Here is a 21833-nt window from a genome sequence, read left to right on the forward strand (position 1 = left end):
CCGGCATGCTGTACTTCAACGAGGGGTTTCAAAGTTCTAAAACATATATCCGTAACTCGTTAGTATAAATAACATGGAGCAAAAAAAGTATTGGAAAGGCTTGGAGGAGTTGCACAATACCAAGGAACATCAGGAGATTGTGAATAACGAATTTAGAGAGGATCTGCCTTTTGAGGAGAGTGAAAGCCTGTTGAATGCTACTACACCCCGCAGGGATTTCCTGAAATACCTGGGGTTCACTACCGCAGCTGCTACAATTGCGGCTAGTTGCGAAACGCCTGTTAAGAAAGCAATACCATACGTAAATAAGCCGGAAGAAATCACTCCCGGTGTACCTAACTATTACGCTTCCACTTACGCTGTAGACGGAGAATATCTGCCTATAGTTGTTAAGACCCGTGAAGGCCGTCCGATCAAAGTTGATGGTAACGATCTGTCATCTGTAACCGGTACTGCTTCCACAGCAAGAGTACAGGGTTCTGTTCTGAGCCTGTACGATGCAGCTCGTCTGCGTTTCCCTACCATCAACGGTGCGGAAACAACATGGGCAGAGCTGGACAAACAGGTAGGTGCTGCACTGGCTGGTCTGGGCGGTGCTCCTATCGTGTTACTGACCTCTACTATTATCAGTCCTTCTACTAAGAAAGTTATTGCAGGTTTCCAGGCGAAATATCCTGGTTTCCGTCATGTAACATATGATGCAGTGTCCTACTCAGGTATGCTGCTGGCTAACGAAGCTTCTTACGGAAAAAGAGCACTTCCTGTGTACCACTTTGAAAATGCTAAGACTATTGTGAGTCTGGATGCAGATTTCCTGGGTACATGGATCAACCCTGTAGAGTATTCTAAGGGTTATGGTGTTAACCGTAAGATTGATCAGAAGAAACCGGAAATGAGCAAACATTTCCAGTTTGAGAGTATGATGAGCGTTACCGGTGCAAATGCTGACGAAAGATTCACTCACAAGCCTTCTGAACTCGGTGCAGTTGCACTGGCGTTGCTGAGCGCTGTTGGTGGTGCGGTAAGCAAACCAGCTATCGCTGACAAACGTCTGGCAGAAGGTATCGAAAAAGCTGCGAAATCACTGAAAGAAAATCAGGGCAAAGCACTGGTAGTAAGTGGTTCCAACGATGTAAACGTACAGATCATTGTAAATGCTATCAACAGCCAGATCGGCGCGAATGGTACTACTATCGACTGGAATTCTACCGCTAGCTACCGTCAGGGTATCGACAGCGAAATGACCCAGCTGGTAAGCGATCTGAATGCAGGTAGCATCGGCGCATTATTCGTATATGGTGTTAACCCGGCTTACGACTACTTTGACTCCGCGAAATTCGTTTCCGGTGTTAAACAGGCGAAACTGACCGTTACATTCAACGATCGTAAAGACGAAACTTCTGAAATATTCAAATACGCTGCTCCTGCTCATCACTTCCTGGAAAGCTGGGGAGATGCAGAAGGCCGTACCGGATACTTCAGCTTTATACAGCCAACTATCGCACCGCTGTTCAAAACACGTGCGTTTGAATCTAGCCTGCTGGCATGGAGCGGTAACGCTACATCATGGGAAGATTTCCTGAAAAATGAGTGGATCACTAAACTGGGTAGCCAGGAAGCATGGGATAAAATCCTTCAGGATGGTATCATCGAGCCGGCTCAGCCAGCTGCTTTAGGTGGTGCTACTTTCGCCGGCGACGTTGCTGGTGCAGCTGCTAAGATCAACAGTGCCAAGAAAGGCGGTAAGCTGGAACTGGTATTGTATCAGAAAGTGGCTATCGGTAATGGTAAAGAGGCGAACAACCCATGGTTGCAGGAAATGCCTGACCCGATCACCCGTGCTACATGGGATAACTACGCTGTAATCTCCAACACCCTCGCTAAAACGTTCAATACGCAGCTGGGTGATGACTACGAAATCAACAACGACAGAACTGTACTGAAGATCAAAGCAAACGGTAAGGAAATCGAACTGCCGCTGTTGATCCTGCCTGGTATCCACCCTGAAGTTGTGGCTATCGCAGTTGGTTACGGTCGTAATAATAACGCTGGTAAAGCTGCTGCTGGTGTAGGTAAAAATGCCTATCCATTAGTAAGCTTCAACGGCCAGACTTTTGATTATTTCGCTGCTGATGCTGTGGTTGAAAAAACCGGTGCAGTAGCTCAGGTAGGTGTGACCCAGACGCATAACAGCTATGAAGGTCGTCCTATCGTAAAAGAAACTACCCTTGAAGAGTTCATCAAGAACCCTAAAGAGGTAAACGAAGACCGCAGAGAACTGGAGCAATTTGGTCCTGATTTCCGTAAAGACGGTACCCTCTATCCGGATGTTCACCACTATCAGGGTATTAAATGGGGTATGTCTATCGACCTGAACACCTGTTTCGGTTGCGGCGCTTGTACTATTGCATGTCAGGCTGAAAACAACGTATCTGTAGTTGGTAAAGAACAGGTGCTGAAAGCACACGAAATGCACTGGCTGCGTATCGACCGCTACTTCGCAGGTGATGAAAACAACCCTGAAGTAGTATTCCAGCCGATGCTGTGTCAGCACTGTGATAACGCTCCATGTGAGAACGTTTGTCCGGTAGCAGCTACCAACCACAGCTCTGAAGGTATCAACCAGATGGCTTACAACCGTTGTATCGGTACCCGTTATTGCGCTAACAACTGTCCGTATAAAGTTCGTCGCTTCAACTGGAGAGACTGGAATGGTGCTGACAGCTTTGAAAATAACCTGTATGACGTAGCAGGTATGAACGATGATCTGACACGTATGGTACTGAACCCTGATGTAGTGGTTCGTAGCCGTGGTGTAATGGAAAAATGTTCTTTCTGCGTACAGCGTTTACAGGATGCTAAACTGACTGCTAAGAAAGCTGGTCGTCCGATGAAGGATGGAGAAGCTAAAACAGCTTGTCAGGTTGCATGTGCTGCTGATGCGATCGTATTCGGTAACATCAACGACAAAGAAAGCCGCATCGCTAAACTGCGTACAGAAGAGCAGACAGAAAGGATGTACTATGTACTGGAACAAACCCATACATTACCTTCTATCAACTACCTGGCTAAGATCAGAAACAAAGATGCTGAGCCTAAGTTGAAAGGACATCATGAAGAAGAAGCTCATCATGAAGCAGCAGCAAAACACGAAGCGTAAGCCGGGGTTGAGCTGATTAGATTGAAAGATTAACAGAGAGATAAAGTTTTAAGTTTAGAACAATTAAAGCTCCTTATTCTGCATCCAGGTGCAGGTTAGGGGTAAAAGCTTAAAGAATTATGCATTTAAAGTACGAATCCACACTAAGAGAACCATTAGTTGATGGGGTGAAAGATTACCACCAGGTAACAGAAGATATCATCAGCCCGATTGAAGCCAAGCCTGGTAAATTGTGGTATGTTGGCTTTTTCATTTCCCTAATGCTGCTGGCATTTGGTGCCTTCTCCGTAACCTGGGAAGTTTACTACGGTACGGGTGTGTGGAACCTGAATAAAACGATCGGTTGGGGTTGGGACATTACCAACTTCGTATGGTGGGTAGGTATCGGTCACGCCGGTACACTGATCTCCGCGATCCTCCTCCTCTTCCGTCAAGGCTGGCGTACTGGTGTAAACCGTGCAGCTGAAGCGATGACGATCTTCGCGGTAATGTGTGCGGGTCAGTTCCCGATCTTCCACATGGGTCGTGTATGGATGGCTTTCTTTGTACTGCCTTATCCAAATACACGTGGTCCGCTGTGGGTGAACTTTAACTCTCCCCTCTTATGGGACGTGTTCGCGATCTCTACTTACTTCACAGTATCTCTCCTGTTCTGGTATTCCGGTCTGATCCCTGACTTCGCAACTGTACGTGACAGGGCTAAAACCAAACTGCGTAAGTTATTATATGGTGTTGCTTCTTTCGGCTGGACAGGTTCTACCAAACACTGGCAGCGTCACGAGGCACTGTCACTGGTACTGGCGGGTCTGTCTACTCCACTGGTACTTTCCGTACACACCATCGTATCTTTTGACTTTGCTACTTCCGTAATCCCTGGTTGGCATACTACCATCTTCCCTCCATACTTCGTGGCGGGTGCGATCTTCTCCGGATTCGCAATGGTACAGACCCTGCTGATCATCGTACGTAAAATATTAGGTCTGGAAGACTACATCACCCTGGGCCACATGGAGGCTATGAACAAGGTGATCGTACTGACCGGTTCCGTAGTAGGTTGTGCTTACCTGACTGAGTTATTCATGGCATGGTACGCAGCAGTTCCTTATGAATTCGATACTTTCTATAAATACCGTGCAGCGGGTCCTCTGGGTTGGTCTTACTGGATCATGATGACCTGTAACGTAATCACTCCACAGGTATTCTGGTTCAGCAAAATGAGAAGAAACGTAGCCGTAACCTTTGTGATGTCAATCATCGTAAACATCGGTATGTGGTTCGAGCGTTTCGTAATCATCTGTACTTCCCTGTATCGTGACTACCTGCCATCCAGCTGGAGCTACTATCGTCCATCATGGCCAGAAGTTGGTTTCTACATGGGTACTTTCGGTCTGTTCTTTACCTGTTTCTTCCTGTTCGCCAAGTACTTCCCGGTTATCGCTGTTGCTGAGATCAAGAGTGTACTGAAAACTTCCGGCGAAAGCTTCAAGAAAGGCATGGAGCAGTATGAGCAGCAATCTGCTGAAGAGTTTGAAGCTGGTTTACACCACGATGATGATCATCATCATGATGCTCATGGTGCAGTAGCTCATGCTCATCATAACTAATCTATGACGGGGACATCCCCGGATAAGTAAAGAATCGGATTTCGTTTTTTAGACTAAGAATTTTTTAAACATATGGCGGTTAAAAATTTTGTTGTAGCAAGTTTTAGTGATGAGGCGGTATTGTTTCCGGCAGTGAAAAAAGTAAGAACTGCGGGTTACAAGTTACACGATGTGTACACACCATTTCCGGTGCATGGTCTGGACCATGCAATGGGTCTGCGCGAAACCAGCCTGCACACTGCCGGCTTCATATACGGTATCACCGGTACTACTACGGCATTATCCTGCATGAGCTGGGTATTTAACTCTGACTGGCCTATGAATATAGGTGGTAAGCCACACTTCCCGCTGCCAGCGTTCATTCCTATCACTTTCGAGTTGACGGTATTGTTCTCTGCAGTAGGTATGGTGCTCACATTCTGCTACCTGTGTCAGCTGGCTCCTTTCGTAAAGAAACATATCTTCAATCCACGTCAGACGGACGATAAGTTTGTAATGGCGATTGAAGTAACTGCTAAAACTAACGCTGAAGAACTGAAAAGGTTCCTGGCAGGTGTAGGCGGTGAGGATGTGAACGAACAGCGTGTAGAATCAGGTTGGTGGTTCGGTCGTTTTGACCGCGAAGACCGCCTGTTTGAGACAAAAGTTGAGGCTGTAAACGCATAAACAGAATTTAAAACTTTCCGGAGGACTTATTCCCCGGGAGGAGCACACAGAACATAAGCTTGAATTATAATAAACAGATGAAAAGGACTTCCAACATATTGATCGCGGCTGCTGTGGTAAGTGGAGCTATGTTATCGGCATGCGGAAAAGACAACAGGAAACCCGGCAAGCATTATATGCCGGACATGGTTGAATCCCGTGCATACGAGTTCTACAGTGAGCGTCTTTCTACACTGAAGCCAGTAGATGGAACCGTAAAAAGAGGAGAACTGCTGCCTTACCATCTGAAAGCGGCAGATACCGCTTTGGCTAATGCAGTAAAGAATCCGCTGATTCTTTCAAAAGCGGATCTGGAGGAAGGAAAACGTCTATTCAATATCTACTGTGCTATCTGCCATGGTTCCAAACTGGACGGTAACGGTCCGTTGTACAATGGTGGTGCTGGTCCATACGTAGCAGCTCCTGCCAACCTGGCAAGTGGTGCGAAAGCCAGCTACACTGAAGGACGCCTGTTCCACGTAATGACCTTCGGTTATAACGCGATGGGTAGCTACGCCAGCCAGCTCGACAGAGAACAGCGCTGGAAAGTAGCGGCTTACATCCGCAGCGTACAGAACGGCGGCGCTAACGCCGGACCAGTGGCTAATGAAGCAACACAGACAGCTCCTGCTGCACCTGCAGCAACGGCTCCTGCGGCGACTGACTCATCAGCGAAACACTAAGATAAACTAGCATTCAATCAAGTATTTTAATATACAGTAATGAAGGACCAATTTGTAGTACCGGCAAGATTAAAAAGGACCAGCTTCGTGTTAATGGGTGTTGGCTTGCTGACTTTGTTGATCGGAATTTTTGCATTTCATGGCGAGCATGGCTCTACACGTTTCTGGGCTGGCCTCCTCCAGAACAGTTCATTCTTTTTGTTGGTAGTATTAGCCAGTGCCTTCTTTATCGGAGCTACTACCCTGGCACATGGTGGATGGCAGATTGGTTTCCGTCGTGTACCGGAAGCAATTTCCATGGCAGTACCTGTACTGGGAGCGATCTTGTTCGTGATCCTCATGTTAATTGCGTTCACCGGTAAAGAGAATATCTACCACTGGTTAAACGCGGAGCATGTTAAACATGACGAAATATTAAGCTGGAAATCAGCCTTTTTGAATAAAGGAATGTTCACTGCGTTTTCGGTTGTTACAATCGGTGCATGGAGCTTCTTTGCAGTAAAACTGCGTAAAATGTCCATCGAAGAAGATGGTTGGGATCTGTCCGCAGCTACCGGTCGTCGCATCGTATGGAGAAATACAGTATGGTGCGGTGGATTCATCGTGGTTTATGCACTGACTGTAGGTTCTACTACCCCATGGTTCTGGTTGATGAGTATCGATGCACACTGGTATTCTACCATGTATAGCTGGTACACATTCGCAAGCAGCTGGGTTTCTGGTATCGCACTGATCATTCTGTTCCTGGTTCACCTGAAACGTAATGGTTACCTGCCGATGGTAAATGAAGAACACCTGCATGACCTGGGTAAATTTGCTTTTGCATTCAGTATCTTCTGGACATACCTGTGGTTCTCTCAGTATATGCTGATCTGGTATGCAAACATGCCTGAGGAGATCGTCTACTTCAAACCACGTGTGTGGGGCGAGTGGAGACCAATCTTCTTCCTGAATCTGCTGATCAACTTCATTACTCCATTATTATACCTGATGAAGCGTGATACAAAACGTAACTACTCTTCTATGGTGTTTATCTCTATAGTAATTCTGGTTGGTCACTGGTTAGATTTCTGGCAGATGGTAGGACCTGGTACTTACAAGCACCTGGTGTTCCCTTGGTACGAATTCGGTCTGGGTCTTGGTTTCGTTGGTGTGATTATCTATGTGGTAATTCATCAGCTGACAAAAGCTCCACTGGTTCCAAAGAATCATCCTTATCTGAAAGAAAGTATTGTACACCATACCTGATCATCGAGCAAGTAACGGAGATTCCGATGTATCATCGGAAGTGATAGGTAATAACGTAAAGCATTAGATAACTTAATTATTTCAAATAGCAATGTCAGGATATTTAGCAGTCTTAGTTGTTGTGCTCATATTCGTAGTCATCTTCCAGATTGCGAAGGCCAGCGAGTATGTGTCCATATTGAAGGGAGAAAAGAAAGCGCGTCAGCAATCCAACCGCGTGAACGGTTTCCTGTTGATCATCTTCCTGTTACTGGGCCTGATAGGTGTTTACTACTGTAACGATGCCCTGAAAGGAAAGATTTTCTTTGAAGCCGCATCTGAACAGGGTGAGGGTATTGACAACATGATCAAATGGACGTTGTGGATTACAGGTATTGTATTCATCATTACACAGATCCTGTTGTTCTGGTTCTCATTTAAATATCAGGAGAAGGAAGGTCAGCAAGCCTTTTATTTCCCTCATAACAATAAACTGGAGTTAATATGGACAGTTATTCCTGCCATAGCACTCACTATCCTGGTGGCTATCGGTTTAAGACACTGGTTCCGTATCACTTCCGATGCACCAAAAGATGCTGCAGTTGTTGAGATCACTGGTAAACAGTTTAACTGGCTGATCCGTTACCCAGGTAAAGATGGTCAGCTGGGTCGTAAATTCTTCAAGAATATCAACGACGCTAACAACCCTGTAGGTCAGGATTGGGATGATCAGCTGAACAAGGATGATTTCATGGCAACAGAAATGCACCTGGTAGTTGGTAAACCGGTAAAACTGATCATCGGTTCCCGCGACGTAATCCATGACGTAGGTCTGTCTCATTTCCGTCTGAAAATGGATGCTGTTCCAGGTATCCCTACTACACTGTGGTTTACACCTAAGTATACTACAGCTGAAATGAAGGATAAAACTGGTAATCCTGATTTCGTATATGAAATCTCCTGCGATCAGATGTGTGGTTCCGGTCACTACTCCATGAAAGCGAATATCGTTGTGGAAACACAGGAAGAGTTCGACGCATGGACAGCTAAGCAGGTGGCTCAGTATGGTGTAGCTCACCCGGCAGAAACGCCGGCAGCTCCGCTGGCAACACCTGCTGCTACTGATACTACACAGAAAGTAGTGGCGGCTAACGAGGCGAAATAGTAATTTTGCCTTGCAGAAGAGATTAAATTAATTGACGCAGGAATTTTAAAAATTATAAGATAAACTGGTAGCGGTACTCCCCGATGACAGTTTTATATAAATAGAACCGATTATGAGTAACGAAGCAACATTGCACAGTCAGGAGGTAATTCATGGCGCAGCGCATGCGCACGACCACGGTCACGGGCACGATGATCATGAGCATCATGAAGGCGGCTTCATTTCGAAGTATGTTTTCAGCCTTGACCACAAAACTATTGCCAAGCAGTTTCTGATTACCGGTATTATCTGGGCGATCATAGGTGCTTTCTTCTCTGTACTGTTCCGTTTGCAGCTGGGTTTCCCTGATGCTACTTTCCCTTGGTTGGAAAGCATCCTGGGTCACTGGGCAAAAGGCGGTCGTATCACCCCGGAAGCGTATTATGCACTGGTAACCATGCACGGTACCATCCTGGTATTCTTCGTATTAACAGCCGGTTTGAGCGGTACCTTCTCTAACCTGCTGATTCCTTTGCAGGTAGGTGCCCGCGATATGGCTTCTCCCCTGATGAACTGTATGAGTTACTGGGCGTTCTTCCTTGCGAGTGTCGTAATGATGGCTTCCCTGTTTGTTCAGACAGGTCCTGCATCTGGTGGCTGGACTTCTTATCCTCCGCTGAGTGCACTGGGTGACGCTTCAATCGGTTCTAAAATAGGTATGGACTTATGGTTGATCTCTATGGCGCTGTTCGTTGTTTCACAGCTGCTGGGTGGTCTGAACTATATCTCTACAATCCTGAACATGCGTACTAAAGGTATGACTATGACCAAGATGCCTCTGACTATCTGGAGCTTCTTCTTCACTGCCGTACTGGGTGTACTTTCCTTCCCTGTATTATTGTCTGGTTTCATCCTGCTGCTGTTTGATCGTCACGCAGGTACCAGCTTTTACCTGAGCGATCTGTTCGTTGCCGGTAAAGCACTCTCTAACGAAGGTGGTAGTGCTATCCTGTACCAACACTTGTTCTGGTTCCTCGGTCACCCTGAGGTATATATCATCATCCTCCCTGCGATGGGTATGGTTTCTGAGATCCTGGCGGTTAACTCCCGCAAGCCGATCTTCGGTTACCTCGCGATGGTGGGTTCTATGTTTGCTATCGTTATCCTGGCGTTCCTGGTATGGGCGCACCACATGTTCGTTACTGGACTGAATCCGTTCCTGGGTGCATTCTTCGTACTGTTAACATTGCTGATTGCGGTTCCATCAGCCATCAAGGTGTTCAACTGGATCACAACCATCTGGAGAGGTAATCTGCGCTTTACGCCTGGTATGCTGTTCTCTATCGGTTTCGTGAGCACATTCATCTCCGGTGGTCTGACAGGTATCTGGTTAGGTAACTCTTCTATCGATATTCACCTGCACGATACATACTTCGTAATTGCGCACTTCCACATCGTAATGGGTGTATCTGCGTTCTTCGGTACGTTCGCCGGTGTATACCACTGGTTCCCTAAAATGTTTGGTCGTTATCTGAACAATACCCTTGCTTACATTCACTTCTGGTCTACGCTGATCGGTGCTTACCTGATCTTCTGGCCAATGCACTATGAAGGTATCGCAGGTATGCCAAGAAGATACTACGACTACACCAGCTGGGAATCGTTCAAACAGTTCGCTGATCTGAACCACTTCATCAGTATTGTGGTAATCGCAGTATTCGCTGCTCAGCTGCTGTTCGTATTCAACTTCTTCTATAGCATCTTCAAGGGTAGAAAAGTAACTACTACTAACCCATGGAACTCTACTACACTCGAGTGGACTACTCCAATCAATCCTGGTCACGGTAACTGGCCTGGTGAGATCCCTGAAGTATATCGCTGGCCATATGACTACAGCAAGAACGGTAAAGATTTCGTTCCTCAGACTGTACCATTGTCTCCAGACGAAGAAAAAGAAGGACATCATTAATAGTTTGAATTTTTGGGCAAGCTACGGGGTCACACCTGTGGGCATGGGCTGAAGAAATGATAAGAGAAAACTCGATAAAATTGTCGACATCGTACGCAGTAGCCAGTAAGGTGAGGGATTATTCTCAGTTGATGAAGTTTAATCTCACCATCATGGTAGTGTTTTCAAGTGTAGTGGGATATCTGCTGGTGCCGGGAATCGGGTTCAATCTCATAAAAGTTCTTACTTTATTTGCCGGTGGATTGCTGGTGTCTGGCGCAGCCAACACGATCAATCAATTACTGGAAAAGGAAACGGATAAACTGATGGCGCGTACAGCCGTACGCCCTTTACCGGCCGGCCGGATGTCTGAAACAGAAGCTATTATCTTAGCTTTCGTTACAGGGGTATCCGGTCTGGTTATCCTTGCACTGGGCTTTAACCTGTTGTGTGCAGGTCTGAGTCTGCTGTCACTGGTGTTATACGGTTTCGTATACACACCGTGGAAGAAATGGAACTCACTGGCAGTGCTGGTGGGTGCAGTGCCTGGAGCGTTACCACTGCTCATCGGATGGGCTGGTGGTGCTGACGCAATTGGTGAAGGCGGATGGGCTTTGTTTGCAATTCAGTTCCTGTGGCAGTTCCCCCACTTCTGGGCTATCGCCTGGATCGGGCATAAAGACTACACAAGAGCAGGATTCAAACTGTTACCAGCCGGAGGAGAACCTAACAAACTGATCGCATTACAGGCAGTGTTGTACACTTTGCTGCTGATCCCTGCAGGATTATTACCATATTACCTGCGTATCAGTGGCCCGGCTTCTGCGATCATTGTACTGCTGGTTACATTGTTCTTCCTGTACAGAGCAATCAATCTGTATAGAAAAGCAGATGTGCCTGCAGCACGCAAACTGATGTTTGGTTCATATATTTATCTGATGATCATGCAGTTTGCACTACTGTTTGATAAGATCGGATAATTCAATTTTTGAAATCAAGGAGTGATGGACGCAATGAGCTTACAACGCAATAAAATACATCCGCATAAATATTCTCTTTGGATAGCAATGGGTAGCATTACCATGATGTTCATTGGGTTTACGAGTGCTTATGTTGTGAAGCGTGCCCAGGCCAACTGGTTCACTTTCAATCTGCCGATGATCTTCTGGATCTCTACTGCGATCATTCTGACCAGCAGTGCTACTATCCAGATGGCAGTGAAACAGTTCCGTAACAGGAACATGCAGCGGTACAAACAGCTGATCACGCTGACCGCAGTATTGGGTGTTGCCTTTGCCTTGTGCCAGTGGGTTGGTTTCCAACAAATGAATGATAGTGGTCTGAGACTGAATGGTCCTGCTTCTGTATCTTTCATCTACGTTATAGTGAGTGTACACCTGTTACACGTACTGGGTGGTGTTGTTGCACTGCTGATCATGTTTGGCAAGGCATTTCGCACCCGGGTCCGTTCATACAGCTCCGTTCCTATAGAAGTTGCCGCTACGTATTGGCATTTTGTGGACGGGTTATGGATTTACCTGTTGATATTTCTGAGTATTGCCAGATAAACTTTCTTAAAATTAATTTACAAAACAAACAATGGATACAGCAGTTACAGCGAAGAAAAAATGGTGGTCCGGGGGACATTCTCCTTTTAATGTGAGCTACGGAAAGTTGATGATGTGGTACTTCCTGATGTCAGATGCCTTTACTTTTGGTGCATTGCTGATAGCATATGGTACGATCCGCTTCATGAGCCCATCCTGGCCTGATCCTAACGTGGTATTCCACTCATTCCCTGGTATGGGGCATGCAGATCTCCCGCTGGTATTCGTGAGCTTGATGACCTTCATCCTGATCATGAGTTCTGTAACAATGGTATTGGCTGTACACGCCGGTAAAATGAGAGACCGTCAGGCAGTTGTAAAATGGATGGCATGGACCATTCTCGGTGGTGCTGCATTCCTGGCCTGTCAGGCATGGGAGTGGACACACTTACACGAATCAGGTGCATGGTGGGGTCGTAACCCTTTCCTGAACGTTGACGGTACACAGGCATCTACCAACTTTACCAACTTCTTCTTTACTATTACTGGTTTCCACGGTTTACACGTAACTTCTGGTGTTGTATTGAATATCATCATCCTCGCTAACGTACTGAAAGGTACTTATGAAGAAAGAGGTCATTATGAAATGGTGGAGAAAGTAGGTTTATACTGGCACTTTGTAGATCTGGTTTGGGTATTCGTATTCACCTGTTTCTATCTGCTCTAAGAAAAGTCAGTAGCTATTTGTAAATCTGGAACTTTAAAAGAAAAAAACTAATGGAACATACACATACAGGAGCGGCGCACGAGGAACATGCTCACGATTCATCCACTAAAAGTATCTGGAAAACGTTCTGGATATTATTAGCAATCACTGTTTTTGAAGTAGGTCTGGCATTCCTTTATCTGGAATACGACTTCATGGCAAGATGGGCACTCAACGGCATTTTCGTTTGTCTGACGCTGGTGAAAGCTTTCTTCATCGTAGCTGAATTCATGCACTTACGTCATGAGATCAGAAACCTGATTATGACCATCCTGATTCCTTTGTTACTGTTCGTATGGTTCATTATCGCTTTCCTGGCTGATGGTGATTCCTGGAAGAATATGCGCAAAGACCTGTCTCCTGGTACGCCTGTAGCTCCGACTACACACGTTACCAACGAGCCTGCACATCACTAATAACAACTTTATATATTACGCTTTACGAATCCTGCTGTATCTTTACGGCCGTATTTGTAAAGCGTATTTTTTTCTGACACTTTAAAACTTCAGGCCATTACCAAGAGAGGATTATTAGGAGCGATGTTGGCAATATTAGTGCCATTGGCGGGATACCTGATTGTAGATCATTACAGTAAAAATGTAGTACCTATCCCACGGTACTATATCCCGGAAGGGGTAGATACTGTAGTGAAAAACGGAACTACTACCTACGATACTACATTCCATGTAGTGAAAGATATCACCCTTACTAACCAGATGGGCCGCCAGGTAAGTCTGAAAGACCTTCCTAACAAAGTAATACTGGTTAATTTCTTCTTCACTTCCTGCCCCAGCATATGTCCGCGTATGATGGCAAATCTCGAAAAGATCCAACAGGCTTATATTAAGAACGATACCCTCTTACAGCTGGTATCGCTGACCGTAGATCCGGAGAGAGATTCATCTGAAACGCTGCGCATGTATGGTGTAAAACATGGTATCAATCCGGATAACTGGTGGTTACTCACCGGCGCCAAGAAAGATATTTATGACTGGGCAAGAAATGAGGTGTATGTAAGTGTGGTAAAAGGAGACGGCGGACCAGATGACTTTATCCATACCGAGAAACTCGTACTGCTGGATAAAAACCATAATATCAGAGGCTATTATGACGGCACAGATTCAAACGCCGTACGTAAATGTGCCAATGATATCGCGGTACTGCACCTGGAGAAAGATAAACACAGACCGGGTTTGTTAAAAAGACTGTTTTCAACAACGGAATAATGAGCACATACGTTAGTATGTTCTAAATACATAAACGATGAAATGTAAATGTAAAAAGTGAAATGTGAAAACGCCCTGATACGCGTTCACATTTCACTTTTCACATTTAAGGCAAAATCAAACACTGCTATGGATATAAAAAGCAAAAATCTTAATCTGCCTATTGCAATCATTTCGATTGTGATACCAGTACTTGTAGCCATCCTCTTCTACCTGCCAAGACCAAATATTGAAGCAGGATTCAACGTACAGATATTGCCGCTTTTCCATGCGGTGCTGAATTCCGCAACAGCGGTAATGCTGCTTGCCAGTCTTTACTTTATCAAAAGAGGACAGATTAAAGCGCATAAAGTGACAAACCTGATTGCAGTGGCACTGTCTTCTGTATTCCTGTTGTCTTATGTAACATATCACTTCTTTACTGAAAGCACCAAATATGGCGATGTGAACCATGATCAGGTGGTGGATGCAGCTGAGAAAGCAGCCATCAGCGGTAGCGCCGGCATTTATTATTTCATCCTGCTGACGCATATCGTACTGGCTGCTGTGATTGTACCACTGGTACTGTTTACATTGCTGCGTGGTTTTCAGTCAGACTTTGAAAGACATAAAAAGATTGCCCGTTATACGTGGCCGATCTGGTTTTATGTAGCAGTGACCGGCGTAGTAGTGTATGTAATGATCTCTCCATACTATTGACGAATGGTAATGGGGTGAATGACAAGAATGCTTAATTTTACCTTATGAAAAAGACAGCGCAGATATCAGCGATCATTTTATGCTTCAGTGTGCATGCAATGGCACAGTGCTCTCTTTGTACAAAAACAGCTCAGCAACTGGGTGAAGGTCCGGCGAAAGGGTTGAATAACGGTATCCTGATGCTGGCAGCCACCCCGCTGATCATCATCGCTATACTGGGATTCCGGTACTGGAGAAATAACCGCACAGCATAAACACATAAACTCTTTATAAGTCAAAGGAGGTCCGGCTAGATGCCAGACCTCCTTTTTTGTGTTTGATTAGGATACGGTTTAGTGGTATATATCTTCTATCTGCAGCCTTCCAGTTCATAGATATGATAGCCCTGCTGACGGATGTTCTGTTCCCATGTGGGAATCATTTCCTGTACATGACAGAACCGACATTCCCTGGAAGAGACAGATTGTTTTTCAATTGATTTTGACTTGAGATATGCGTTTCCGAAGGTTAGCACGTTTTCATAATTGGTATCAGCGGATACTATGATGTCAAAGTGCATGTAGCCGCCTTCACGGCGCTTCACGTAGGTGTCAAAGATAGCAACGTCCATGATAGTCTATACTTTTAAGGTCATAGAATATGAGAATCAAATAATCAAATAATGGATCAATGGTAGGCCACAAATGTAAGAATGGTGTAAAACTGGTCAAATTTTTAACATCTCATTTACCACAGCTAAAGTGGATAACTTGAATAAGTAGTAATAAGACTAATCTTTGTAATATCATTAATTAATAAATTAAACTTATTAATAACGTACCTGTAGAATTCCTTTATTTCTTAACATCGGATTAACATCTGATATACGCAAATTATGCGGTGGACCATCTAATTCTGTTTATACTTGTAAATCTGACAGCAAAAAGATAGTGTGCAGTAATACATAGATATACGTATATTGAACATTTAAAAAATCATCCAAAATGAGAGAGAATATCCGGGTCTTTGTGAAAGAAGGTATCCCCCTGATGGATACTGCCGGACTAAACAAACCATTGTCTGAAACCCCCGTTAAAAACAGACAACTCCCCCTGTTATTTCTGTACACCGTTCTGCTATCGGCAGGGACTTCCCTCCTGCTGTTCGGATTGACCGCTGTTATGAATTTCATTCCTACCTATTGTGGGTTGCCCGGCATATCCCGGGACCTCGATGAAGGAGACTGGCTGGTGCTGTCAGTACCAGTTATAGCAGCCCTGTGTATCGCCGGAGTACAGTATTACACAGGCGACAAAACCAAACAGCTATTGAGGCCTTTTCAGGGCCTGTTAATGATTAACGCAGGTATTCCGCTCGGCCTTGAAGGTCCGGTAGCTGATATGCCCTTTGCCATCGCGGAAGCTCGAAACCAGCCCCTGCAGAAAAGACGGATATTGGCTGCTGCCTGTATGACCAGCGGACTGGCATTTCTTTTCGGAGCTCCCCTGATGGCCATAGCGCTGGTTGTTGAACTGCTGGTGATAACGCTGAACTGGATAGGTATTGTGGCAATTGTATCGGGTGGCGCAACCGGTCTCTTGGTGCATTACTGGCTGATAGGCACCGCACCCGTTTTTCTTACACCGGAAATACCGGCCGCCAGCTTTCAGCTGTTACTGGTATATACCGGAACCGGCATACTGGTCGGACTACTTGGAATGCTGACCCGGTGGATGATGAATGGGGTCAGAAAGCTATTTAAAAGCCTTCCTTTTGATAAATCATGGCCGCCGGTAGTCATTGCCCTTATTGTGGGTATTACGGGCTATTTTAAGCCCGAATTGACGGGTGCGGGATATGAACATATAGACAGTCTCTTATTAGGCCAGATTACCCTCCAATTTCTTGTGGTTATGATGATAGGCAAGATGCTCCTCATGAGTATCAGTATCGGTAGTGGCATACCCGGTGGTACGATGACGCCGCTGGTTATTGCGGGAGGGGCAGCCGGACTATTTATTACTTTCCTGCTACAATTCGCCTTTCCTGCACTACATCTCAACTTTGCAGTAGCCGCATTGGTGGGGATGTCGGCTATGTTTGCCGCAGGTAACAGGGTATTGATCGCGCCGATGCTGTTTGCCATAGAAACGACACACGCTTTGCATGCATTGCTGCCTGTGATCTGTGCATGTGCTGCTGCTTATGCACTGGTATTTGTGCTGAGCAAAAAGAAAGAAAGTCAGGCCTACGAGATGTTGGGCTCTTAGTATGTTGTATCGGGGTAGCCTACATGCATCATAAAGTATGTACTATATGAGCGTATTGACAAAGCGGTATAAGTTAAATGTTCCATTGGCCAGTTCCTGCGTGATCTGTTGCTGTAGCACACGACGGTTTATATTTTGCATACGGCGATGCTGTAATAACTGATATGCTTTCTCCGCCAATAACAAGGCATGATGGGTATTGGTGCCGCTTACCTGTTGCTGATGTGCATCGATCTTTGCTACCAGTGCCTGTAATCCTTCCTCTTTTGTAGCGATCGTTTTCAGTACTGGAATCTCCCAGTTTTCTTTTTGCCTGATATGCGCGAGCATGCGCAGGTTTTTTACAAATTCATCTGCATTATCCCTGTCGGCTTTGTTCACCACAAAGATGTCCGCAATCTCCATCAGTCCTGCTTTCATCGTCTGTATCTCATCTCCTGCTTCAGGTACAACAACGACAATTGTTGTATCTGCAATACCGGCAATCTCCACTTCACTCTGCCCCACTCCCACTGTTTCAATAAACAGGTAATCAAATCCTGCCGCCTTTATAATATCACTTACCTCGATGATCTTCGGACTTAAACCTCCCAGCGCCCCCCTGCTGGCCATAGAACGGATGAATACGTTTTCGTCACCAAAGTGTTGAGACATCCTGATACGATCACCCAGCAACGCGCCATAGTTGAATGGTGAAGACGGATCTACAGCAATGATTGCAATACGTTTCTGCTGTTGCAGCAGAAATGTTATCAGAGAATTAACGAGGGTACTTTTCCCTGCGCCGGGAGGACCGGTAATACCAATTACCCGGGTCGTCTGCTGTACGGGAAGATCTTCCAGCAGGCGTTCATAGCCGGCGGACTCATTTTCAGCAAGTGAAATACATCTTGCCAGAGACCGGATATCTCCATGCTGTAAACCATTGATGAGGGAGGCTTGCATGCTCCGAAATTAAACAATTCACAATGATTATATATCTTCGCAAACAATATATATCTGTCTATATGAAAGTATCCGGGTTCACTTTTGTTCGGAATGCCGTTAAATATGATTATCCTGTAGTGGCGTCGATAAAATCTATCCTGCCGCTATGTGATGAAGTGATTGTCAGTGTGGGCAACTGCGAAGACGGTACACTTGAACTGATCCAGTCCATCGGATCTCCTAAGATTAAAATCTTTCATTCTGTATGGGACGATTCACTGAAAGAAGGCGGACGTGTATTGGCCGTAGAAACGGACAAAGCATACGCACACGTAAGTGCAGATTCAGACTGGGCTTTTTATATACAGGCAGATGAAGTTGTACACGAACAGGATTATGATGCAATCCGTGTTGCTATGCAGCAATATCGTGATGATAAACGTGTAGAAGGATTGCTCTTCAGATACACACATTTCTTCGGTAGCTATGACTACATCGGAGATTCCAGAACATGGTATCAGAACGAAATCAGAATCATTCGTAATGATAAACGTATTGCTTCTTACCGCGATGCACAGGGATTCAGAAAGGAAGGTCAGAAGTTGCATGTAAAACCGGTGAATGCACGTATGTATCACTATGGTTGGGTAAAAGATCCGAAAGTGCAGGCGAAGAAAGTGAACAACTCATTTCAGATGTATCACGGATCGAATGAAACGGATGTAAACGGACCTGTATCAGCAGATGCATTTGATTACGGTGATGTAGATTCACTGGCGGTATTCAAAGGCACTCACCCTGCTGTTATGCAGGAACGCATTCATCAGAAGAACTGGCAGTTCTCACATGATATCAGCAGAAAAAAAATGTCGTTTAAAGATACCGTCCTGTATTGGGTAGAGAAGATAACAGGGAAGCGTTTATTTGACTATAGAAACTACAAAGTTATCTGATAAGTTAAACCGGCAATCACAGTTAGTAAACGCTGCAATTGCCGGTTGTTTTTATATTAGTACAGACTTCTGTACAGCTCCATATATTTTCTTGCGTTAGTATCCCAGCTGAATTTTACAGCATGTTGTTTTATCTTTTCAATTGGTTGGTTGCTTGCATAGTGTTGCATGCCTGCTTCAAATACACCACGCATATATTCGTCGTCGAAATCCTTAAAATAATACGCTGCATCCCCTCCTATTTCCGGCAGACTTGTACGGTCTGAGAGGAACACCGGTTTGCCGAAATGCATGGCCTCTACTACCGGTGCGCCAAACCCTTCCGCAACAGATGGGAACATAAATGCCGCACAGTTTTTATAGTACCAGTATTTTTCTTCATCTGTGATACTGCCGAGCATTCTAACGCGTGCGGATACACCGAGTTTAGCCGCTTCTTCTTCTATCTTCTTCACATAATCTCCCTGTGTTTTTCCTGCGATCAGTAATTCGAAATCATTATGTGCCAATAACCGTGGTAATACATGGAAATTCTTCTTCGGCAATATCATGCCGATAGAGAACAGAAACGGTACTGATGGCCTGTAAGCAGGCGCATCAAATCCCGTGAATTCCTTTATCTCAGAGCCCTGATAGATGATGCTGCATTTGTTGTCAGGTATCTGCAGATGCTCATGAATCGTCTTTAATGTAAACTCAGATATCGCAACAATATGATCCGTTTCATCCACCTGTTTCTGAATGGCATCGAGTGCACTCTTTTTCTCGCGGTCACTTTTGTTTGGTTCGAACAAAAAGTTTAAATCGTGTATTGTAACAATTGTCTTCTTTGCTTTTTTTCTCGGCCATACATTTCCATTCTGGTGAACGGCATGCCATATATCCATTTCCGGTGGATTGAACATATAACGGTCATACCATTTGTAAGGAATCTTTTTGAAGTCACCTTTATAATTATTGAATGTATCTGGCAGATAGTATAACAGCTGTTCATCTGCTGTTTTAAATTGCAGCAGACGCTGTCCCAGTTGTACACAGAAAGTGTACAGTCCGTTATGAGGATATTTCAGCTTTTCTAAGTCTATTCCGATGCGATGCATATAAAATAAGTTAGTACAGACTACGATATATCTGCAGATAATTGTTGGCTGCATTGTCAACATTCAGCGATGCGGCATGTGCTTTCATCGCTTCTCCCGGATTGGTTTTGTTGAAATGCGCCATGCCTTCTGCGAAGGTTTGCTGCATGACAGTAGCTGTAAATTCATGGAAGTAATAACACAGAGGACCACCGACTTCCGGCAGACTTGTTCTGTCAGAAAGGAAGCAAGGTTTGCCCTGACTCATGGCTTCAACAACGGGGATTCCGAAGCCCTCCGCCAGAGATGGAAAAGCAAAGGCTGCGCAATGGCGAAAATACCAGTATTTACTTTTGCCGGAAATACTGCCTAATATTTTTACCCGATCTGCAACACCGTATTGCTCAGCTGTTGACAATATTTTCTTTTTGTATTCTTCGTCAAAGATGGGACCGGCAATCACCAGTTCATAATCATTGTGTTGCAAAAGCGGTGTTAACACATGCGCATTTTTCTTCGCATCAATGCTACCGATATTGAAGATGAATGGACGTTGCGGACGATATTCCGGCGCATCGAAATCAGGGAATGTTTCCAGTGTGATACCATTGTAGATGACACTGGCAGGTTTGTTGCGCAGATCAAGATGACGTTTTACATCTTCCAATACAAATTGGGAAATGGTAACGATATGATCGGCCCGGTCAATATTGCGCTGTACTTTTTTGAGAAACGAAGCCGTTTTTTCTGGTGCTCTTTTCTCATGAATATAGTTCAGGTCATGTATGGTGAGTACATGACCGGTATTCTTATTAGAGGGTCTGTAATGTGTAGATTGAAAAGTAGTATGCCATACATCAAGATGAGAGAACGGCGGCATTATCAGACGATGCAGTTTACTGTTGATGATATAAGCGTGCTCTTCTCCAAAAAGGCCTTTCAGACGGGAAGGAACGTAATAGGTTATTTTCTCGTCTTCAGATTTGTTGCTGAGAAGTGCATGCCCCAACTGTTTACAATACTCATAGAGTCCTGTATTGGCATACTTCATCATCTCGCAATCAAACAATATATGATGCATGGAAAATATTTAGCTTGATGCTGAACGCTTTACAGGCCCGTATAGTCCTGGTTTTCAGCATATCGGGCAAATATAGAGAACATCTTTATATATTTCATTGGTAACGAGTAATTCTATAATTTAGGTTATATGACCAATTTTATTCCCATATTCCCGCTCGGCATCGTAGTGTACCCGGATGAGCAGCTGAATCTGCACATTTTCGAACCAAGGTATAAACAGCTTATCAAAGAATGTATTGCTGAAAATAAGCCTTTCGGTATCCCTTCTGTAGTTGACAGACGGGTAGCTGAATACGGAACACTGGTGGAAATTGTCAGGGTTGAAAAGACATATGACAATGGAGAAATTGATGTGGTAACACGTGGTATTAAAGTGTTCCGGATACTGGAAGTGATCAAAAGCATTCCCGATAAAATGTTTGCAGGCGCTATTGTAAGTTACCCTGACAATCAGTTCAGTAACAATGCACGTTTACATGCTCAGGTGATACACGCCATGAGAGAACTGCACAGTATTCTTCAGATCAGCAAGAACTTCCAGAAAGAAGACGATGCCTTATCGTCCTATGATATGGCACATCATGTGGGCCTTTCTCTGACTGAGGAATATGAATTACTGCACCTGTTCCAGGAATTACAGCGACTGGAATACCTGAAACGTCACCTATTAAAGGTGATTCCGCTAATGGCTGAAATGGAACGCTTAAAGGACAGGGTGAAGCTGAACGGACATTTCAGGAACCTGTCTACAGGGGAAGCATAGCTGTTCAACCGGCTTCGTTCCTCTTTTGCCGGGGATTATCTACATTTGGGGCCGAAAATGCCCGGACAGG

The 21833-nt window shown here is 44.9% G+C and carries 21 protein-coding genes; 17 read left to right on the forward strand and 4 right to left on the reverse strand.

The annotated features are described in order from the left end of the window. Positions 1-73: 73 nt before the first annotated feature. The 14 genes from FEF09_RS03805 to FEF09_RS03870 all read left to right on the forward strand — a co-directional run bounded on the left by FEF09_RS03805 (position 74) and on the right by FEF09_RS03870 (position 14963). Positions 74-3160 (forward strand): TAT-variant-translocated molybdopterin oxidoreductase, encoded by a 3087-nt coding sequence (locus tag FEF09_RS03805; protein WP_146303876.1) that lies wholly within the window; start codon positions 74-76, stop codon positions 3158-3160. 119 nt (positions 3161-3279) lie between these two features. Further along, on the forward strand, positions 3280-4764 hold the full coding sequence (gene nrfD, locus FEF09_RS03810) for an NrfD/PsrC family molybdoenzyme membrane anchor subunit (RefSeq protein WP_146303877.1): 1485 nt from the start codon (positions 3280-3282) through the stop codon (positions 4762-4764). Between the two features lie 72 nt (positions 4765-4836). Then, positions 4837-5430, forward strand: a complete 594-nt coding sequence (locus tag FEF09_RS03815) for a DUF3341 domain-containing protein (protein ID WP_146303878.1) — start codon at positions 4837-4839, stop codon at positions 5428-5430. Between the two features lie 77 nt (positions 5431-5507). After that, entirely contained in the window at positions 5508-6152 is a 645-nt protein-coding gene (locus FEF09_RS03820; RefSeq protein WP_146303879.1) for a c-type cytochrome, read from the forward strand. A gap of 39 nt (positions 6153-6191) precedes the next feature. Next, the gene (locus FEF09_RS03825) at positions 6192-7400 is read left to right on the forward strand and encodes a quinol:cytochrome C oxidoreductase (RefSeq protein ID WP_146303880.1); all 1209 of its coding nucleotides are present in this window, start codon (positions 6192-6194) and stop codon (positions 7398-7400) included. Between the two features lie 91 nt (positions 7401-7491). After that, positions 7492-8544 (forward strand): cytochrome c oxidase subunit II, encoded by a 1053-nt coding sequence (locus tag FEF09_RS03830; protein ID WP_146303881.1) that lies wholly within the window; start codon positions 7492-7494, stop codon positions 8542-8544. A 112-nt stretch (positions 8545-8656) separates the two neighbouring features. After that, positions 8657-10492: a cbb3-type cytochrome c oxidase subunit I gene (locus FEF09_RS03835; protein WP_222596917.1), complete on the forward strand. Its 1836-nt coding sequence runs from the start codon at positions 8657-8659 to the stop codon at positions 10490-10492. Between the two features lie 80 nt (positions 10493-10572). Continuing rightward, positions 10573-11451 carry a heme o synthase gene (gene cyoE, locus FEF09_RS03840; RefSeq protein ID WP_261387318.1) on the forward strand — a complete coding sequence of 293 codons (879 nt, stop codon included), beginning with the start codon at positions 10573-10575 and terminating at the stop codon, positions 11449-11451. Between the two features lie 24 nt (positions 11452-11475). Then, on the forward strand, positions 11476-12039 hold the full coding sequence (locus FEF09_RS03845; protein ID WP_146303883.1) for a heme-copper oxidase subunit III: 564 nt from the start codon (positions 11476-11478) through the stop codon (positions 12037-12039). Between the two features lie 31 nt (positions 12040-12070). Next, positions 12071-12745 carry a cytochrome c oxidase subunit 3 gene (locus tag FEF09_RS03850; RefSeq protein WP_089810071.1) on the forward strand — a complete coding sequence of 225 codons (675 nt, stop codon included), beginning with the start codon at positions 12071-12073 and terminating at the stop codon, positions 12743-12745. Positions 12746-12795: 50 nt separating this feature from the next. Further along, entirely contained in the window at positions 12796-13200 is a 405-nt protein-coding gene (locus FEF09_RS03855) for a cytochrome C oxidase subunit IV family protein (protein ID WP_146303884.1), read from the forward strand. Between the two features lie 123 nt (positions 13201-13323). Next, positions 13324-14010, forward strand: coding sequence for an SCO family protein (locus FEF09_RS03860; protein ID WP_146303885.1), 687 nt, complete (start codon positions 13324-13326; stop codon positions 14008-14010). A 180-nt stretch (positions 14011-14190) separates the two neighbouring features. Next, positions 14191-14709 carry a DUF420 domain-containing protein gene (locus FEF09_RS03865; protein ID WP_261387319.1) on the forward strand — a complete coding sequence of 173 codons (519 nt, stop codon included), beginning with the start codon at positions 14191-14193 and terminating at the stop codon, positions 14707-14709. A gap of 44 nt (positions 14710-14753) precedes the next feature. Further along, the gene (locus tag FEF09_RS03870) at positions 14754-14963 is read left to right on the forward strand and encodes a hypothetical protein (RefSeq protein ID WP_146303887.1); all 210 of its coding nucleotides are present in this window, start codon (positions 14754-14756) and stop codon (positions 14961-14963) included. A 95-nt stretch (positions 14964-15058) separates the two neighbouring features. On the opposite strand, the gene FEF09_RS03875 is transcribed toward FEF09_RS03870, so the two are convergent. After that, entirely contained in the window at positions 15059-15319 is a 261-nt protein-coding gene (locus tag FEF09_RS03875; protein ID WP_146303888.1) for a DUF2024 family protein, read from the reverse strand. Between the two features lie 373 nt (positions 15320-15692). Between FEF09_RS03875 and FEF09_RS03880 the strand changes: the two genes are divergently transcribed. After that, positions 15693-16958, forward strand: coding sequence for a chloride channel protein (locus FEF09_RS03880; RefSeq protein WP_146303889.1), 1266 nt, complete (start codon positions 15693-15695; stop codon positions 16956-16958). Between the two features lie 42 nt (positions 16959-17000). On the opposite strand, the gene meaB is transcribed toward FEF09_RS03880, so the two are convergent. Next, positions 17001-17903 (reverse strand): methylmalonyl Co-A mutase-associated GTPase MeaB, encoded by a 903-nt coding sequence (gene meaB / locus FEF09_RS03885; protein ID WP_146303890.1) that lies wholly within the window; start codon positions 17901-17903, stop codon positions 17001-17003. Positions 17904-17965: 62 nt separating this feature from the next. On the opposite strand from meaB, the gene FEF09_RS03890 reads away from it, so the two are divergent. Further along, entirely contained in the window at positions 17966-18838 is an 873-nt protein-coding gene (locus FEF09_RS03890; RefSeq protein WP_146303891.1) for a glycosyltransferase family 2 protein, read from the forward strand. Between the two features lie 56 nt (positions 18839-18894). Here the strand turns inward: FEF09_RS03890 and FEF09_RS03895 are convergent, their stop codons facing one another. Continuing rightward, complete coding sequence (locus tag FEF09_RS03895; protein WP_186774182.1) at positions 18895-19938, reverse strand: glycosyltransferase family 4 protein; 1044 nt, start codon at positions 19936-19938, stop codon at positions 18895-18897. A gap of 10 nt (positions 19939-19948) precedes the next feature. Beyond that, positions 19949-20998: a glycosyltransferase family 4 protein gene (locus FEF09_RS03900; protein ID WP_146303893.1), complete on the reverse strand. Its 1050-nt coding sequence runs from the start codon at positions 20996-20998 to the stop codon at positions 19949-19951. Between the two features lie 129 nt (positions 20999-21127). Here FEF09_RS03900 and FEF09_RS03905 point away from each other — a divergent pair, with 129 nt between their 5' ends. After that, complete coding sequence (locus FEF09_RS03905) at positions 21128-21763, forward strand: LON peptidase substrate-binding domain-containing protein (protein WP_146303894.1); 636 nt, start codon at positions 21128-21130, stop codon at positions 21761-21763. The last annotated feature ends 70 nt before the right edge of the window (positions 21764-21833 follow it).

Source organism: Chitinophaga pinensis, from assembly GCF_007896845.1.
In the GTDB taxonomy this organism is placed as follows: domain Bacteria; phylum Bacteroidota; class Bacteroidia; order Chitinophagales; family Chitinophagaceae; genus Chitinophaga; species Chitinophaga pinensis_C.

Excerpts from the sequence above, each read along its gene's own strand:
- FEF09_RS03805 (WP_146303876.1), top strand. The coding sequence starts at position 74 with ATGGAGCAAAAAAAGTATTGGAAAGGCTTGGAGGAGTTGCACAATACC.
- FEF09_RS03895 (WP_186774182.1), bottom strand. The coding sequence starts at position 19,938 with ATGCATCGCATCGGAATAGACTTAGAAAAGCTGAAATATCCTCATAAC.
- nrfD (WP_146303877.1), top strand. The coding sequence starts at position 3,280 with ATGCATTTAAAGTACGAATCCACACTAAGAGAACCATTAGTTGATGGG.
- FEF09_RS03825 (WP_146303880.1), top strand. The coding sequence starts at position 6,192 with ATGAAGGACCAATTTGTAGTACCGGCAAGATTAAAAAGGACCAGCTTC.
- FEF09_RS03820 (WP_146303879.1), top strand. The coding sequence starts at position 5,508 with ATGAAAAGGACTTCCAACATATTGATCGCGGCTGCTGTGGTAAGTGGA.
- FEF09_RS03900 (WP_146303893.1), bottom strand. The coding sequence starts at position 20,998 with ATGCATCATATATTGTTTGATTGCGAGATGATGAAGTATGCCAATACA.
- FEF09_RS03850 (WP_089810071.1), top strand. The coding sequence starts at position 12,071 with ATGGATACAGCAGTTACAGCGAAGAAAAAATGGTGGTCCGGGGGACAT.
- FEF09_RS03870 (WP_146303887.1), top strand. The coding sequence starts at position 14,754 with ATGAAAAAGACAGCGCAGATATCAGCGATCATTTTATGCTTCAGTGTG.
- FEF09_RS03845 (WP_146303883.1), top strand. The coding sequence starts at position 11,476 with ATGGACGCAATGAGCTTACAACGCAATAAAATACATCCGCATAAATAT.
- FEF09_RS03835 (WP_222596917.1), top strand. The coding sequence starts at position 8,657 with ATGAGTAACGAAGCAACATTGCACAGTCAGGAGGTAATTCATGGCGCA.
- FEF09_RS03905 (WP_146303894.1), top strand. The coding sequence starts at position 21,128 with ATGACCAATTTTATTCCCATATTCCCGCTCGGCATCGTAGTGTACCCG.
- FEF09_RS03830 (WP_146303881.1), top strand. The coding sequence starts at position 7,492 with ATGTCAGGATATTTAGCAGTCTTAGTTGTTGTGCTCATATTCGTAGTC.
- FEF09_RS03890 (WP_146303891.1), top strand. The coding sequence starts at position 17,966 with ATGAAAGTATCCGGGTTCACTTTTGTTCGGAATGCCGTTAAATATGAT.
- FEF09_RS03860 (WP_146303885.1), top strand. The coding sequence starts at position 13,324 with ATGTTGGCAATATTAGTGCCATTGGCGGGATACCTGATTGTAGATCAT.
- FEF09_RS03880 (WP_146303889.1), top strand. The coding sequence starts at position 15,693 with ATGAGAGAGAATATCCGGGTCTTTGTGAAAGAAGGTATCCCCCTGATG.
- FEF09_RS03855 (WP_146303884.1), top strand. The coding sequence starts at position 12,796 with ATGGAACATACACATACAGGAGCGGCGCACGAGGAACATGCTCACGAT.
- meaB (WP_146303890.1), bottom strand. The coding sequence starts at position 17,903 with ATGCAAGCCTCCCTCATCAATGGTTTACAGCATGGAGATATCCGGTCT.
- FEF09_RS03815 (WP_146303878.1), top strand. The coding sequence starts at position 4,837 with ATGGCGGTTAAAAATTTTGTTGTAGCAAGTTTTAGTGATGAGGCGGTA.
- FEF09_RS03875 (WP_146303888.1), bottom strand. The coding sequence starts at position 15,319 with ATGGACGTTGCTATCTTTGACACCTACGTGAAGCGCCGTGAAGGCGGC.